The sequence below is a fragment of the Candidatus Nanopelagicales bacterium genome (assembly GCA_037045355.1).
In the GTDB taxonomy this organism is placed as follows: domain Bacteria; phylum Actinomycetota; class Actinomycetes; order S36-B12.
Genome location: JBAOHO010000016.1, coordinates 35,741 through 49,339, shown reverse-complemented (window position 1 = coordinate 49,339; position 13,599 = coordinate 35,741). Strand labels below are relative to the sequence as shown.

The 13,599-nt window shown below is 65.6% G+C and carries 10 protein-coding genes; 5 read left to right on the top strand and 5 right to left on the bottom strand.

From position 1 onward, the window contains the following. Window positions 1-44 precede the first annotated feature (44 nt). Together V9E98_09995 and V9E98_09990 are read left to right on the top strand one after the other, a co-directional pair. Entirely contained in the window at window positions 45-467 is a 423-nt protein-coding gene (locus tag V9E98_09995; GenBank protein MEI2717310.1) for a hypothetical protein, read from the top strand. A gap of 171 nt (window positions 468-638) precedes the next feature. Further along, on the top strand, window positions 639-1,553 hold the full coding sequence (locus V9E98_09990; protein ID MEI2717309.1) for a 3-hydroxyacyl-CoA dehydrogenase family protein: 915 nt from the start codon (window positions 639-641) through the stop codon (window positions 1,551-1,553). Here the strand turns inward: V9E98_09990 and V9E98_09985 are convergent. After that, a complete protein-coding gene (locus V9E98_09985) occupies window positions 1,541-2,476 on the bottom strand; it encodes an ROK family protein (GenBank protein ID MEI2717308.1) in 936 nt (311 codons plus the stop codon). The two genes, V9E98_09990 and V9E98_09985, sit on opposite strands and share 13 nt — an antisense overlap. 336 nt (window positions 2,477-2,812) lie before the next feature. Here V9E98_09985 and V9E98_09980 point away from each other — a divergent pair, with 336 nt between their 5' ends. The 3 genes from V9E98_09980 to V9E98_09970 all read left to right on the top strand — a co-directional run bounded on the left by V9E98_09980 (window position 2,813) and on the right by V9E98_09970 (window position 5,644). Next, entirely contained in the window at window positions 2,813-4,816 is a 2,004-nt protein-coding gene (locus V9E98_09980; GenBank protein MEI2717307.1) for a protein meaA, read from the top strand. Next, a complete protein-coding gene (gene arfB, locus V9E98_09975; GenBank protein MEI2717306.1) occupies window positions 4,770-5,258 on the top strand; it encodes an alternative ribosome rescue aminoacyl-tRNA hydrolase ArfB in 489 nt (162 codons plus the stop codon). The genes V9E98_09980 and arfB overlap by 47 nt, the downstream gene beginning before the upstream one ends. A 167-nt stretch (window positions 5,259-5,425) precedes the next feature. Continuing rightward, window positions 5,426-5,644, top strand: a complete 219-nt coding sequence (locus V9E98_09970) for a hypothetical protein (protein ID MEI2717305.1) — start codon at window positions 5,426-5,428, stop codon at window positions 5,642-5,644. A 66-nt stretch (window positions 5,645-5,710) separates the two neighbouring features. Here V9E98_09970 and nucS read toward each other — a convergent pair whose 3' ends face one another. The 4 genes from nucS to V9E98_09950 form a co-directional block, all read right to left on the bottom strand. Continuing rightward, a complete protein-coding gene (gene nucS / locus V9E98_09965; protein MEI2717304.1) occupies window positions 5,711-6,379 on the bottom strand; it encodes an endonuclease NucS in 669 nt (222 codons plus the stop codon). 88 nt (window positions 6,380-6,467) lie between these two features. Beyond that, window positions 6,468-7,868: an aldehyde dehydrogenase family protein gene (locus tag V9E98_09960; protein ID MEI2717303.1), complete on the bottom strand. Its 1,401-nt coding sequence runs from the start codon at window positions 7,866-7,868 to the stop codon at window positions 6,468-6,470. A gap of 36 nt (window positions 7,869-7,904) precedes the next feature. After that, the gene (locus V9E98_09955; GenBank protein ID MEI2717302.1) at window positions 7,905-8,936 is read right to left on the bottom strand and encodes a B12-binding domain-containing protein; all 1,032 of its coding nucleotides are present in this window, start codon (window positions 8,934-8,936) and stop codon (window positions 7,905-7,907) included. Further along, window positions 8,936-13,492 (bottom strand): chemotaxis protein CheB, encoded by a 4,557-nt coding sequence (locus tag V9E98_09950; protein MEI2717301.1) that lies wholly within the window; start codon window positions 13,490-13,492, stop codon window positions 8,936-8,938. The genes V9E98_09955 and V9E98_09950 overlap by 1 nt, the downstream gene beginning before the upstream one ends. Window positions 13,493-13,599 lie beyond the last annotated feature (107 nt).

The window sequence follows — 13,599 nt, the reverse complement described above, 5'->3', positions numbered from 1 at the left end:
GCAGGCGGCGCGCCCGGCGCTGCTCCGATCGAAAGGTGACCAACATGGACCAGGTCGAACCGCGACTACGCGGGACGTATTGGAAGGCGTCCGCTCTGGCACTCGCTGTCGCCACACTTCCTGTGATGACCGGAGGTTCCGCACTCGCGGCACCTCAGGGCATACCGGCGTTCGCCGGTGCGAAGAAGATTCAAGCCGCCAAAGGGCCCGGTGTGAAGTACGCGCGGTACCGCACGTCCGCCTTGCCCGCCGAGGTTGCCCAGTACTACGCGGGAAAGCTGACCGCGGCCGGGTACCGGGTCACCGGCCCTCGCAGCACCGGCTCGGAGTCGGTTGTCTTCGGGCGCAAAGGCAGATCCCATGCCGCGGTCCAAGCGGGGGGATCGAGTCCCACCTACTTCGAGGTCTGCACCGGTACTAACCGCTCGCAGGTCACCAGCTGTGACTCGCCGTCCGGAGCCAGTTGATTCGCTGCCGACCGGAAGCGGGCTCTGCGGTGCGCCTTCCACTTGGACCGGCCAGGACACTCATCATCCGCAGCCCAACCGATCCGAGCGTGGGGCCCCACCCGAGGTTGGGCCCCACCGAGAGGTCCTTCCGACCGAGAGGCAGGTGTTCAAGGACGTCCTACTAGGCTGATGTCACGAAGACACGAAGAGTCGCCCCGCGAGTGGGGATTCGGCGAGCAGGAGGTCCCCGTGAGCAAAGTTGCCGTGGTCGGAGCTGGTTTGATGGGTTCCGGAATCGCGCAGGTATCGGCCGTTGCCGGTCATGATGTGGTGATCCGAGATATCGACGATGCGTCCCTACAGCGCGGCGTTGCGGGGATCGAGAAGTCGCTCACGCGATTCGTGTCCAAGGGGAACCTGAGTCAGTCGGATGCTGAGGCTGCATTGGCCCGGATCCACACCACCACTTCGCTGGAGGAAGCGGTCGCGGGCTGCGACATCGTGGTGGAGGCGGTCTTCGAGAATCTGGACGTCAAGACCGAGCTGTTCGCGTCGATCGACAAGTTGGCGCCTGCTGACTGCGTTCTGGCAACCAACACATCGGCCATTCCCATCACTCGCATCGCCGCCGCCACCGGGCGACCCGAGAGCGTCGTGGGTACGCACTTCTTCTCGCCGGTGCCCATGATGCAGTTGTGTGAACTCGTGCGCGGCTACAAGACAAGTGACGAGACCCTGGAACGCGCCCGTGCCTTCGCCGAGAGCGTCGGCAAGACCTGCGTGGTGGTGAACCGCGATGTGGCCGGTTTCGTGACCACTCGGCTGATCTCGGCCTTGGCCATGGAGGCGGCCCGTCTGGTCGAAAGCGGGGTCGCCACCGCCGAGGACGTCGACGTGGCCTGCCGACTCGGCTTCGGTCATGCGATGGGGCCGCTTCAGACGGCCGACCTCACGGGGATCGATATTTTGACCAACGCGTCGACCAACATCTACATCGACACGCAGGACGAGAAGTTCGCTCCGCCGGAACTGCTGCAGCGGATGGTTGTGGCGGGAGACCTCGGACGCAAGACCGGCAAAGGGTTCTACGACTACCCCGCCTGAACACCTGCGACGACCGCGTCCTGTGCCAGCGCGAGAGCTCCCACGACACCCGCGTTGTCACCTAGCCCGGGTGGCACCACGTAGGAGTCGATGTGCTCGACGATCGTCGGGCTGGAAAGGTATCCGGCCAGGGATTCCACCAACAATGGCCGCACACGATCCTGCAGCGTTGGCGAGGAACCCACACCGCCGCCGAGGATGACACGCTCCGGCGAGAGCACACACACCAATGCGTGCAGCCCGACCGCGATGTAGGCGGCTTCCAGTTCCCACGCCGGGTGATCGGGGGCAAGGGTCTCGCCCGGCGCACCCCAGCGCGCAGAGATCGCCGGACCCGCAGCGACACCCTCCCAGCAGTCCCCGTGATAGGGGCAAACGCCGGCGAAACTCTCTACTTCTGACGCCGGACGGGGGATCCGGATGTGACCCATCTCCGGATGGACCAGACCGTGCAGCAGTCGGCCGTCAACCATCGCACCACCGCCGATGCCTGTGCCGACTGTCACGTACACGACACTCGATAACCCCTGCGCGGCGCCGAAGCGCTGCTCACCCAGGGCCGCGGCATTGACGTCGGTATCGAAACCGAATGGCACGCCTCCCATGCCTCGGTCGTGCAGCAGGGCGGCGAGGATGCCGATCACGTTGGTGTTCTGCCAGCCCGGTTTGGGGGTCGACGTGACGTATCCGTACGTGGCGCTGGTGGGATCGGGGTCGCAGGGTCCGAAGCTCCCTATACCGACCGCAGCGAGCGGTCCTCGCTCAGCCGACTGGGTGGCGATGAAGTCGGCAACCGCTGCCAGAGTCTCTCGTGGGTCCGCGGAGGTCGGTACCCGCACCCGAGCCATGATGGTGCTCGGATCGGTAGCGACGGCGCAGACCGTCTTGGTTCCGCCTGATTCGATGCCAGCCAGTAGCGCCATCGGTCACCTCCGCGCAGATTCCCGGGGCAGTCTGCGCCCCGGGCGAGTGTGTCGTCGCTGTCGATTCGCGAACAAGGGTCGATTCGCGAACAAGGGTCGATTCGCGAACAAGAACCGGCAGCATCGCCTTCCCGTGCATCGTCGCACTATTCGCTCGGCATCGCGCTCGGTCGTTCGGCATCCCACTCAGTCGTACGGCATTCACCTGGCATCGCGCCGACTGCGGCGTACGCCCACGGGTCCCAGGTCGTCCACTCCGGCGCCGACGGCCGCCTGGCGGGATCACCAGCCGCCTCTGGCCGATATTCTGGGGTGATTCGGCCACGGGAGGCAGTTGTGAACGAAGCGGCTCGAGCCAAGGACAAGCCCTGGATGATGCGCACCTACGCGGGGCACTCATCGGCCAAGGAGTCCAACGAGTTGTACCGGCGCAATCTGGCCAAGGGGCAGACCGGTCTGTCTGTTGCCTTCGACTTGCCCACCCAGACGGGCTACGACCCCGACAGCGAGTTGGCGCGTGGCGAGGTCGGCAAGGTCGGAGTCCCGGTGTCCCACATCGGTGACATGAGGGCGCTCTTCACGGACATCCCGCTCGGCGAGATGAACACGTCCATGACCATCAACGCAACCGCCATGTGGCTGTTGGCCTTGTACCAGGCAGTGGCGGAGGAGCAAGGGGCCGATCCTGCGGTCCTGCAGGGCACGACCCAGAACGACATCATCAAGGAGTATCTGTCGCGCGGCACCTACGTGTTCCCGCCCGGGCCCAGCCTGCGGCTGATCACCGACATGATCTCGTACACCGTCAACAACATCCCCAAGTGGAATCCGATCAATATCTGCAGTTACCACCTGCAGGAAGCGGGGGCGACCCCGGTGCAGGAGATCGCCTACGCCATGACCACCGCGATCGCTGTCCTGGACTCTGTCCGTGACTCGGGCCAGGTTCCCGAAGCCGAGTTCGGCAAAGTGGTGGCCCGGATCTCCTTCTTCGTCAATGCGGGCGTGCGCTTCGTCGAGGAGATGTGCAAGATGCGCGCATTCGTGCAGTTGTGGGATGAGATCACCGCCGAACGCTACGGCGTGACCGATGCCAAGCAGCGACGCTTCCGCTACGGGGTTCAGGTCAACTCCCTGGGCCTGACGGAGGCGCAGCCCGAAAACAACATCCAGCGGATCGTCCTCGAGATGTTGGCCGTGACCTTGAGCAAGGATGCTCGTGCCCGGGCAGTCCAACTACCCGCCTGGAACGAGGCGCTGGGGCTGCCTCGACCGTGGGATCAGCAATGGAGTCTGCGCATCCAGCAGGTGCTGGCCTTCGAGTCGGACTTGCTGGAGTACGACGACATCTTCAGCGGCAGTGCGGTCATCGAGGGCAAGGTGGCCGAGTTGGTCACAGCCGCCCGCGAGGAGATCGAGCGGGTCCAGGCGATGGGTGGAGCCGTCGCCGCCGTCGAATCCGGCTACATGAAACAGCAACTGGTCGCCTCGCACGCGGCCCGTAGAGCCCGGATCGAGGCTGGAGACGACATCGTCGTCGGAGTGAACCGGTTCGACACCACTGAGGAGAATCCGCTGCTCACCGACCTCGACTCGGCGATCCAGACCGTCGATGCTGAGGTCGAGAGTGCGGCTGTGGCCGCCATTCGACAGTGGCGCGCGCAGCGAGACCAGGAGGCCGTTTCGGCAGCGCTGGAGGAGTTGCAGCAGGTGGCCGGCACCGACCAAAATTTGATGGCGGCGACGCTGGCCTGTGCTCGCGTGGGAGTCACCACAGGGGAGTGGGCAGGTGCGCTGCGCGAGGTCTTCGGCGAGTACCGGGCTCCCACGGGGGTCAGCGGGGTGGTGGGAGTGGCCGAGGCCGGGCAGGCACTCACAGCGGTCCGCCACAGCGTCCGAACCACAGGCGAGGAACTGGGCGGCAGACTGCGGATGCTCGTCGGCAAGCCCGGACTGGACGGGCACAGCAACGGTGCCGAACAGATCGCTGTCCGCGCTCGGGACGCAGGGTTCGAGGTCATCTACCAAGGCATCCGTCTGACCCCGGCTCAGATCGTGGCAGCCGCGGTGGCGGAGGACGTCCACGTCGTCGGGCTGTCGATCCTGTCCGGATCACACATGGAACTGGTGCCCGATGTGGTCCGAGGTCTCGCGGAGGCAGGTCTCGACGACGTTCCCGTCGTCGTGGGGGGAATCATCCCCGATGCCGACGCGGACACCTTGCGCTCCGCCGGAGTCGCTGCGGTCTTCACTCCCAAGGACTACGACGCCACCGCGATCATGCAGCAGGTGGTTGCCACGATCCGGACCGCCCACGGACTGGACCCACAAGCAGCCTGATATGGAGGACGTCGCCGGGGATCTGCGCGTCTCCCGGACTGTCACCATCCCTGCCGCCGAACTGCAGTGGCAGTTCAGCCGCTCATCGGGGCCCGGAGGCCAGTCAGTCAACACTACGGACTCCCGCGTTCACTTGTCCTGGGCCCCCGACGGCACTCGGGCGATCCCCGAGGCCTTGCGCCACCGGGTTCGCGCCCGACTGTCAGAGCGACTCGTTGACGGTGTCGTCACGGTCACGGCGGCAGAACACCGCAGCCAATGGCAGAACCGGCGCACCGCGCGCAGGCGACTGGCCGATGTCGTGGCACAGGCACTCGCGCCGCCGCGCCGTCCCCGGCGTCGAACCCGGCCGAGCCGCGGGTCGGTCGAGCGACGCCTGGCCACGAAGCGCCGTCGCGGGGAGGTCAAGCGGGCTCGGGTTCGCCCCGCTGCGGACGACTGACCTGGATTGGTGTTCAGTCGAGTAGTCCGACCGGAGGGGTTTCCACGGATTCCGCATAGTCCGATCGTCGTTACCAGCCAGTAGGTGCCACGTTACTCGCGGGTAGGCCGTGACATCGTCCGCGGACTCGCACAAAGTGGTCAACGTCCCCCAGCGGAGGTATCCGAATGTCAGTCCCCATCCACCAGCCAGTCCACTTCGATCTCGGAGTTGACTCCCTCGTGTCCCGGGCCGATATCGCGGCCCTCTCCGGCTCCGGGCTCGTCGGCGGTCAACCTGCTCAACGTGCGCGGGCCTTCGAAGCGATCCCGGCCCTGCCCAATCTCGGCCCCTGGGCAGCAGCCCTTGAATTGCCCGGCCTCGACTGCAGCGCGCTACGTCACTGAGGCGGTCGGGGTCACCGCGGCGGTCGGAGTCACCGAGGCGGTCGGAGTCACCGCGGCAGTCGGCTTTCAGAACAGTTTCATGCCGTCGTCGATGCCGCGCATCGCGTCGTAGTCGAGCACGACACACCTGATTCCGCGGTCCTGTGCCAGTGTGCGGGCTTGTGGCTTGATCTCCTGGGCGGCGAACACGCCGCTTACGGGCGCCAGTAGTGGGTCCCGGTTGAGCAGGTCGAGATAGCGGGTCAGTTGTTCCACTCCGTCGATCTCGCCACGTCGCTTGATCTCCACGGCCACCGTTCTTCCTGAGGCATCGCGGCAGAGCAGGTCCACCGGTCCGATCGCGGTGGCGAACTCACGGCGGATCAGTGAGTAGCCCTCGCCGAGGGGGGCGAGTTGCCCGGCGAGCAGGGTCTGCAAGTGGGCCTCGACGCCATCCTTGACCAGCCCCGGGTCGATGCCCAGGTCGTGGGATGAATCGTGGTGCAGCTTTGTGACCGTGATGACCAACTTCTCGTCGCCCTTCTTGTTGGTCACGACCCATGCGCCGTTGCCCCCCGGTGGCTCGTTGATCGTGCACGGCGCCGTCATCCAGTTCAGCGGCTTGTAGGAGCCTCCGTCGCTGTGAATCAGCACAGACCCATCGCCCTTGAGCATGATCAGACGTGTGGCCGGCGGCAGATGCGCGGCCAGCCGACCGGCGTAGTCGACCGAGCAGTCGGCGATGAGCAGCCGCATCCCTACAACCGGCCGTGCACGAGCTTGAACGTCCGGCGCACCAGGTCCGCAGCCTGGGGGTGGCGCTGGAAGTTCGTCAAAGTGAGCGCTACCGGAAGCGGGAACCGCTCCCGGGTCGTCGACTTGGTCCGCGCGAACTCGCGCAGTCCCTCGTCACCGTGGATCCGGCCGAAGCCCGACTCCCCGTTACCCCCCAGGGCAGTGCGGGAACCCCGGCATTGATCACCCAGGCATTCATGGTGACCGAACCGGTCCGAAGTCGCTGGGCGGCCTCCTCCATCGCACGGCGGTCCTTGCCGAAGATCGCGGCGCTGAGCCCGTAGGAGGACGCGTTGGATCGATCCACTCCCTCGTTGAGATCACGAACGGGGTTGACCACGATGACTGGGCCGAAAGTCTCTTCGGTGACCGCTGACGAGTCCTCGGGGACGTTGGTGAGCAGCACAGGCCCGATCACGGCATCTCCGATGGACTCGGGCCCACCGACCACGGCCTCGCCACCGCGGGCCATCGCGTCCAGTACGTGGCGCCGTACGACGTCGATCTGCTTGGCCATGGTCATGGGGCCGTAGGTGGATGTCCGACTGGTGCCGGGAGTCAGTGCCCGGACCCGGCTCGCCACCCGATCGACGAACTCGTGGTACACGGCCTCGTGCACATACACGCGCTCGACGCCGGCACAGGTCTGACCGGCGTTGTGGTACGCGCCGAACGTGACGGCGTCCGCGGCACGGTCGAGATCTGCGCTGGCGTCGACAAGTACGGCATCCTTGCCGCCCAGTTCCAGGCTGACGGGCGTGAGCGTCTCGGCGCACTCGCGGAACACCTTGCGCCCAGTCGCACCGGAACCGGTGAACGCGATCTTGTCGACACCGCTGCGACACAGGTAGGCGCCAGTCTCGCCGGCGCCGGTGATCAACTGCGCCACCGGCTGTTCCGGGATTGCCTCGGCGAGCGCATCGACCACCCACTTGCCGACCGCCGGGGTGTGCTCCGAGGGCTTGTAGACAATCGCGTTGCCCGCCGCCAGTGCGTAGACGATCGACCCCATGGGAGTGAACACGGGGTAGTTCCATGGGCCGATGATTCCGACGACGCCCAAGGGCTGATAACTCAGACGGGCATCCTGGTTGGCCGACAACAGTCCGGTGCGGACTCGGCGCTGTCGCAGGACACGCTCGGCGTTCTTGGCAGCCCAGTTGATGTGCTCGATCGACAACAGGATCTCGAGCAGCGCGTCGTCGGTCGGCTTGCCGTTCTCTTGGTGCACCAGTTCCGCCAACTCGTCGGCCCGGCGCGCCATGATGCCCTTGAAGCGCATCAGGTAGCGGCGCCGTTCTGCGAACGACAATCCCCCCCACCAATGCGCTGCGATCCGGGCCCGGTCGACAGTTTCCGCCACCGCATCCGCGTCCATGACGGGGAACGTGGCGACCACGCGGCCGTCGGCCGGAGAGCGGGATTCGAAGGTCTGCTGTGTGCTGGGCATGGTGGAACTCCTCCGGCGACTGGTGGTGGGGACAGACTACGTCGGGATCGCGGCCAAGTGGGCGCTCGCGGCGGGGAAGACGCTGGGGCAGCGACGCCGCATGACATCGACCCACAGTTCGGCCACATCCGGGTCGTTGCCGGAACTGCCGAGCAACAGGCGATACCACGCGAGGTGGTCAGCGAGGATGGATTGTTGGTCCAGAAGCACTGTGGAGACGAGTGCGCGGACCAGCAGAGCGATATCGTCACGGGCCTGAGCCCTGCTGAGATCGCTCGCCAACAGCCCTGGGCGGAGGGCATCGCCGAGGTCCACGCAGTCAGCGACGAAACGAGTCGATGAAGCACTGAGCGCGCTGGCCTCGGCGGCATCACCGCTCGGAGTTGCCGCCGGCCGCTTGCCGGGTGAGCCGTGGGCAAGGAGCTGACGCAGGCGCTCGTCGGCAATCTGAGCATCCGCGCAGTGTGAATCCGCGCCCAGTGCGCGTGCGATCGACGATGTGGGGCCGGCGAAACCGCGACCTCCCACCACCACCCAGCAGCCCTGAGCTCGCAGTGCCGAGATCATGCGCCAGGCGCCGAACAGGTTGGCGGACATGGCGCACGACACTCCCGCCAGGAAGGCATCGGAGCCGCCCAGTAGTTCAGCGACATCCTGAGCGGGCGCCGACGGGATGATCAAGCGCACATCCCAGCCGAGATGACTCCAGGTGACCGCAACCATGCGGGTGGCGATGGAGTGCCACTCGTTCTCGGCTCCGCACAAGACCACTTTGCCTACGGTTTGGACCGACTCGGGAACCTGCGCGGATAGCAGGGCAGCCAGAGCGGATTCGGCGATCGCGGTGGCCTGGTGCTCCTCGGCGATGGACACCGCAGCCGTTTGCCAGCCGGTCCCGATGTCCTCCTGAGCCGGCGCGATGAGATCCGCGATGACCTCGTCGACGGAGAATCCGAGGTCATTCAGCGAGAGCACCGCACGGATAGCGCGCCGCGAGTCACCCGCGCGCAGTGCCGACATGTAGTCGGCGAACACAGAGCGGGGAACAAGGCGGGGGACGTGCCCCATCACGCGTCCTGAGTGGCTGCGAGGGTCGACGGCAGTGGTGATGTCCACCCTGTCAGGGCAGAGGGAGGCATGGGCCGGCCGATCAGGTATCCCTGGATCAGGTTGATCCCGGAGTCGAGCACAACCTCGAGGTGTCGCTCGTCCTCGACGCCCTCTGCCAGCACGCGGCACCCTAGTGACTCGCCGAGAGCACGCGCTGACTCGAGGAAGGCTAGACCGCGGGAATCGCCACCCGCGGCCTGCGAGATGAAGGACCTGTCGATCTTCAAGACCTCGGGTTCGAGTTGGCCCAGCGAACTCATATTCGAGAATCCGGTGCCATAGTCGTCCAGCCAGATTCGCGCACCCATGCTGCGCAGGAGACCGAGTGTCTGCATGCCGACGCTGCGGGGTTCCAATAGCAGATGCTCGGTGACCTCGATGATGAGATCTGGCACAAGGCCCAGCAACTCGGTCTGCCGCAGGAAAGTGGGAAGCGAAGGGTCGTTCAGTTCCGCGGGTGACATGTTCACGGCCAAAGGCGCAGGCGGTCGGTCGAAGCCGACCAGGTCGTTCCCCACGAGTTTGAGAACGAGTCTGCCGAGCTGCCGGATCTGTCCACTGTGCTCAGCGGTCTCGATGAACGCTCCAGCTTCCTGCAGTTGCCCATCGCTCAAACGGCGCCGCACCAGAGCCTCGGCGGCGAAGAGACGATTGTCGGCAAGGTCGAGGATCGGCTGGTAGCGCATCGTGAACGCCTCCGAGCGGATCGCTTCGGCGAGGTCGTGACGTTGGCGGGCCCGTTCCTCCGTCTGTGCCTGCATCCCCACAAGATGGAACTTGAATCGATCGCCGCCTTCGGCCTTGGCGGCGTACATCGCGGTGTCCGCGGCCAGGAGCAGATCCTCGACATTCGCTGCGTCACTCGGGTATAGCGCGATACCGATCGAGCCCGTGACGTGGCATGTGGCGGAACCGACGTCCAGCGGGCTGCGCAAGGAGTGCAGGAGTCGTTCGGCGACGAAGTCGAGCTGATCCAGTTGCCGGACATCATCGACCAAGAGGCAGAACTCGTCGCCTCCTACCCGTGCCAAGGTGTCGAAGCCGCGTACCGCATTGCGAAGTCGGGCCGACACCTCCGCGAGAGCCTCGTCACCGGCTGCATGGCCATAACGATCGTTGATGTCCTTGAATCCGTCGAGGTCGAGCCACAGGAGCGCCAGCCCGGTACTGTCACGTTTCGCCTGGTTGACCTTGGAGTTGAGGAGAGTGGTGAATGTCGACCGACTCGTCAGCCCCGTCAGGTTGTCGACGCTGTTGCGGCGACGTAGCACCTCGCGTTCGGCTCGTTCGGCGGTGACGTTGCGCATCGTCACGAGCAACTCGGTGCCATGGGACAGCGCCACTGGCGCCCCGTGCAGCGCCAACTTCCGAATCCGGCCGTCGCGGTCGACGCTTCCGATCTCGATGCTGTCTTCCGACTTCTCGGTGAGCCCCGCCAACCACCGTGACAGCGCTGATCGATCGCTGCTCACACACAGTTCCGTCAGACGGCGCCCGACGAGCAGTTCAGGCGGTACCCCGAGATACTCCTCGCACTCGGCACCGGTGCGCAGAACCTCGCCCGTGCGATCGACGAACACCGTCAGTTGGCCCGGAATGGCGAACGTGGCGGTGACCATGGCGTCCGAGTCAGTGGAGTGGCGCAGCATCCGGGCGGCCTCGGTGACATCCCTGATCGTCCCCACGAGTTCCGCCGTGACATCACCAGGGCTGTCGTGGAGGATGTCGACGATCGTTCGCATCTGCCCGTTGAACAGCGTGCGGTACTGCAACCTGATCGGGCGGTCCGGATCTGCGCATCGGCGCGCCGTGTCGAGGTCCTCGGCGAGTACATTGCGCACCCATGACTGGGGGTCCTTCACCAGTTCCGCGGGAGGCACCCCCAGGAGATTGGCGGCTTCGGAGCCGATCGAGACCAGCGCGCCATCCCCCCGACGTCGGGTCCATGCCGCCACCCCCAACTGGCTCGAGATCAGCACCAAGTCATCATCGGTCTGCTCCGCAGCCCGACGGCTCGCTCGGGTGCTGGTGATGTCGTTGATCGACAGGACCGCCCCACCGATCTCACCGGATTCGTTGCGCCAGGCGGAGATCACGATCTGGTAGTCGGTGTCCTCGCCGCTGGCGGTGATGATCTCGGTAGTGCCCGCGGTGATGACGTGACGCAACGTGTCACGCAGTTGGGGCAGGGGAACCGTCGTCCCGATGTGATCGAGTCGGGTCCCGATGTCGTCTTCGATGAGAGCGAACAGGCGGACCGCCAGCGGTGAGTAGCGGGTGACGCAGGCGTCCTTGTCGACCAGGATCAGGGCCTGGCTGATGGCCTCTTGGATGTTGCGCAAGTCGAGGTTGGCGTCAGCCAACTCACGGGTCCGGACCTGCAGTTCCTCGTTCAGGGTCCCGAGTTCCTCGTTGGACGCCTGCAGCTCCTCGTTGATGGTCTCCAGTTCCTCGTTGGACGCCTGGAGTTCCTCTGTCGAGGCCATCATCTCCTCGTTCATCGCCTGCAGCTCTTCGTTCGAGGTCTCCAGTTCCTCGATCGTGGACTGCAATGCCTCGCGGGTGCTGTCCAGTTCAGCCTGAAGGCCCACAGGGTCGGCGCCCGATCCCGGCGTGAGCGACGCCGCCGAATCATCGGGTTCCGCGGCGTCGGTGAAACTGACCAGGAGGAACGCACCGAGGCTGCTGGCGGCGGGTCGCACGACCACCTGGACGTCAGGACCACCGTCGTCGAACTTGATGGGGACACCGTGGGTGGACACGCCGGACGCCCGGACCTGTGCCATGAGCCTGCGCACTTCGGGGAGTAGTCCTCGCCGCACGAGAGAGGTCACCGACATATCGATGTCGCCTTCGGGGAACTGGCAGTAACGCGACACGTCCCCGAGTACCTGAACGAGGTTGCCGTTCTCGTTGACGACGAGCGACGGCGGTGCGAGCGCTCGAAGCAGGGAGTCGCGCAGTACTTGGTTCTCGTCGCTGCGTGCCGAGTGGTTGAGGGGCACCTGGGATCTGGGGCGCGGTGTGGACAATCCGCTGAGTCGTGGGGGATCCACGGGAGTTCGGCCCCGGCGATACAGGCGTTGCTTGGGATTGACGGCGGGGAACTCATCGCTGAGGTACCCGACCCCCTCGGACGTGCCGAGTTGCAGCAGACCACCCGGCTTGAGAGAGAAGTGCAAAGTGCGCAGCACTGAGTCCTGCAACTCCTGTTCGAAATAGATCAGGAGATTGCGGCACGACACGATGTCGACGCGGAGGAACGGGGGATCGACCGCGAGGTTGTGCCGGGCGAAGACGACACATTCCTTCAGTTGTGGCTTCATCACCATGTTGCTGCCGAGAACCTCGGTGTAGTGATCCCGTAGGTCTCGTGGCAGCCGATCGGCGGCCGAGGCCGGGTAGATGCCGCGGCGGGCGATCTCCAGTGCTGTGTCGTCGAGGTCGGTGGCGAAGACCTTCAATCGACCCGTGAGATCAGCGGGGAAGCCCAGGGCCCGTGCGGCGATCATCGCCAGCGTGTACGCCTCCTCACCTGTGGCACAACCCGGGACCCAGAGCCGCAGTGGTTCGGCTTCGGCGGCGCGGGTCAGATCGTTGCCCAGCACCTTGGACAGGTTGTCCCACGCGGCGGGGTCCCGGTAGAAAGACGTGACGGACACCAGCATGTTCTGGCCCAGCACGCGTGCCTCGGCTCGTTCGGACAGCAGATACGTCAGGTAGTCACTCTGGTCCGCGATCTGCAACACCGCCATCCGGCGCGCGATCTGGCGTCGGATGGTCGAATCCTTGTACGAGGAGTAGTCGACACCGGTCTGGGAGTGCAGCGACGACAAGATCCGCTTCACGAGGGATTCGGGGACAGCCGACTCGTCGGGAAGTTGGTCGAGGTCGCCCGCGATCAGTTGGGTGAGGAGTTCCCCGATCTCCGCAGGCGCGGCGATCCGGTCCACAATTCCCGCGTCGATGGCCGCTCGGGGCATGGATGCGTACTTCGCCGTGCTGGGGTCCTGGGCGATGGTCAGCCCTCCAGCCGCCTGGATGGCGCGCATCCCGTAAGCGCCGTCGGAACCTGTCCCGGACAAGATCACTCCGACCGACTGTTCCCCAAAGCCGGCGGCCAGTGACGCGAGCAGGGCATCCACGGACGGCCGGGGTCCGGGAGCATCAGCCGGCGGATGGAGTCGGATGACGCCGTCTTGAATCACGAGGTCGGCGTTGGGGGGACACACGTAGACAGTGCCGGCGCGGGGCTCTGCGCCGTCCTCGGCAACGTGAACGTTGAGCGCAGTCTGGCGCCCGAGAAGCTCAGCCAGAAGACTCTTGTGCTGGGGGGCCAGGTGTTGCGCGACCAAGATGGCCAAAGGAAGACCCACCGGGACATTGCGGACGAGTTCTTGGAGCGCCTCCAGCCCACCCGCACTCGATCCGACACCGACGATGTGGAAGGTGCCCGCGTGAGTCGATTCGGGCCGGGTGCCGAGTCGGACGTTGCCTTGCGATTCGCTGCTCACTCCCCGTCCTTGTCGGTCTGCTGCCCCAGTGGAGAGTCCGAAAACCAGGGTCACCTCGAGTCTATTGGTCGGCCGCCAGTCCGCGACTTGGAGCAGCGAATCAGTCG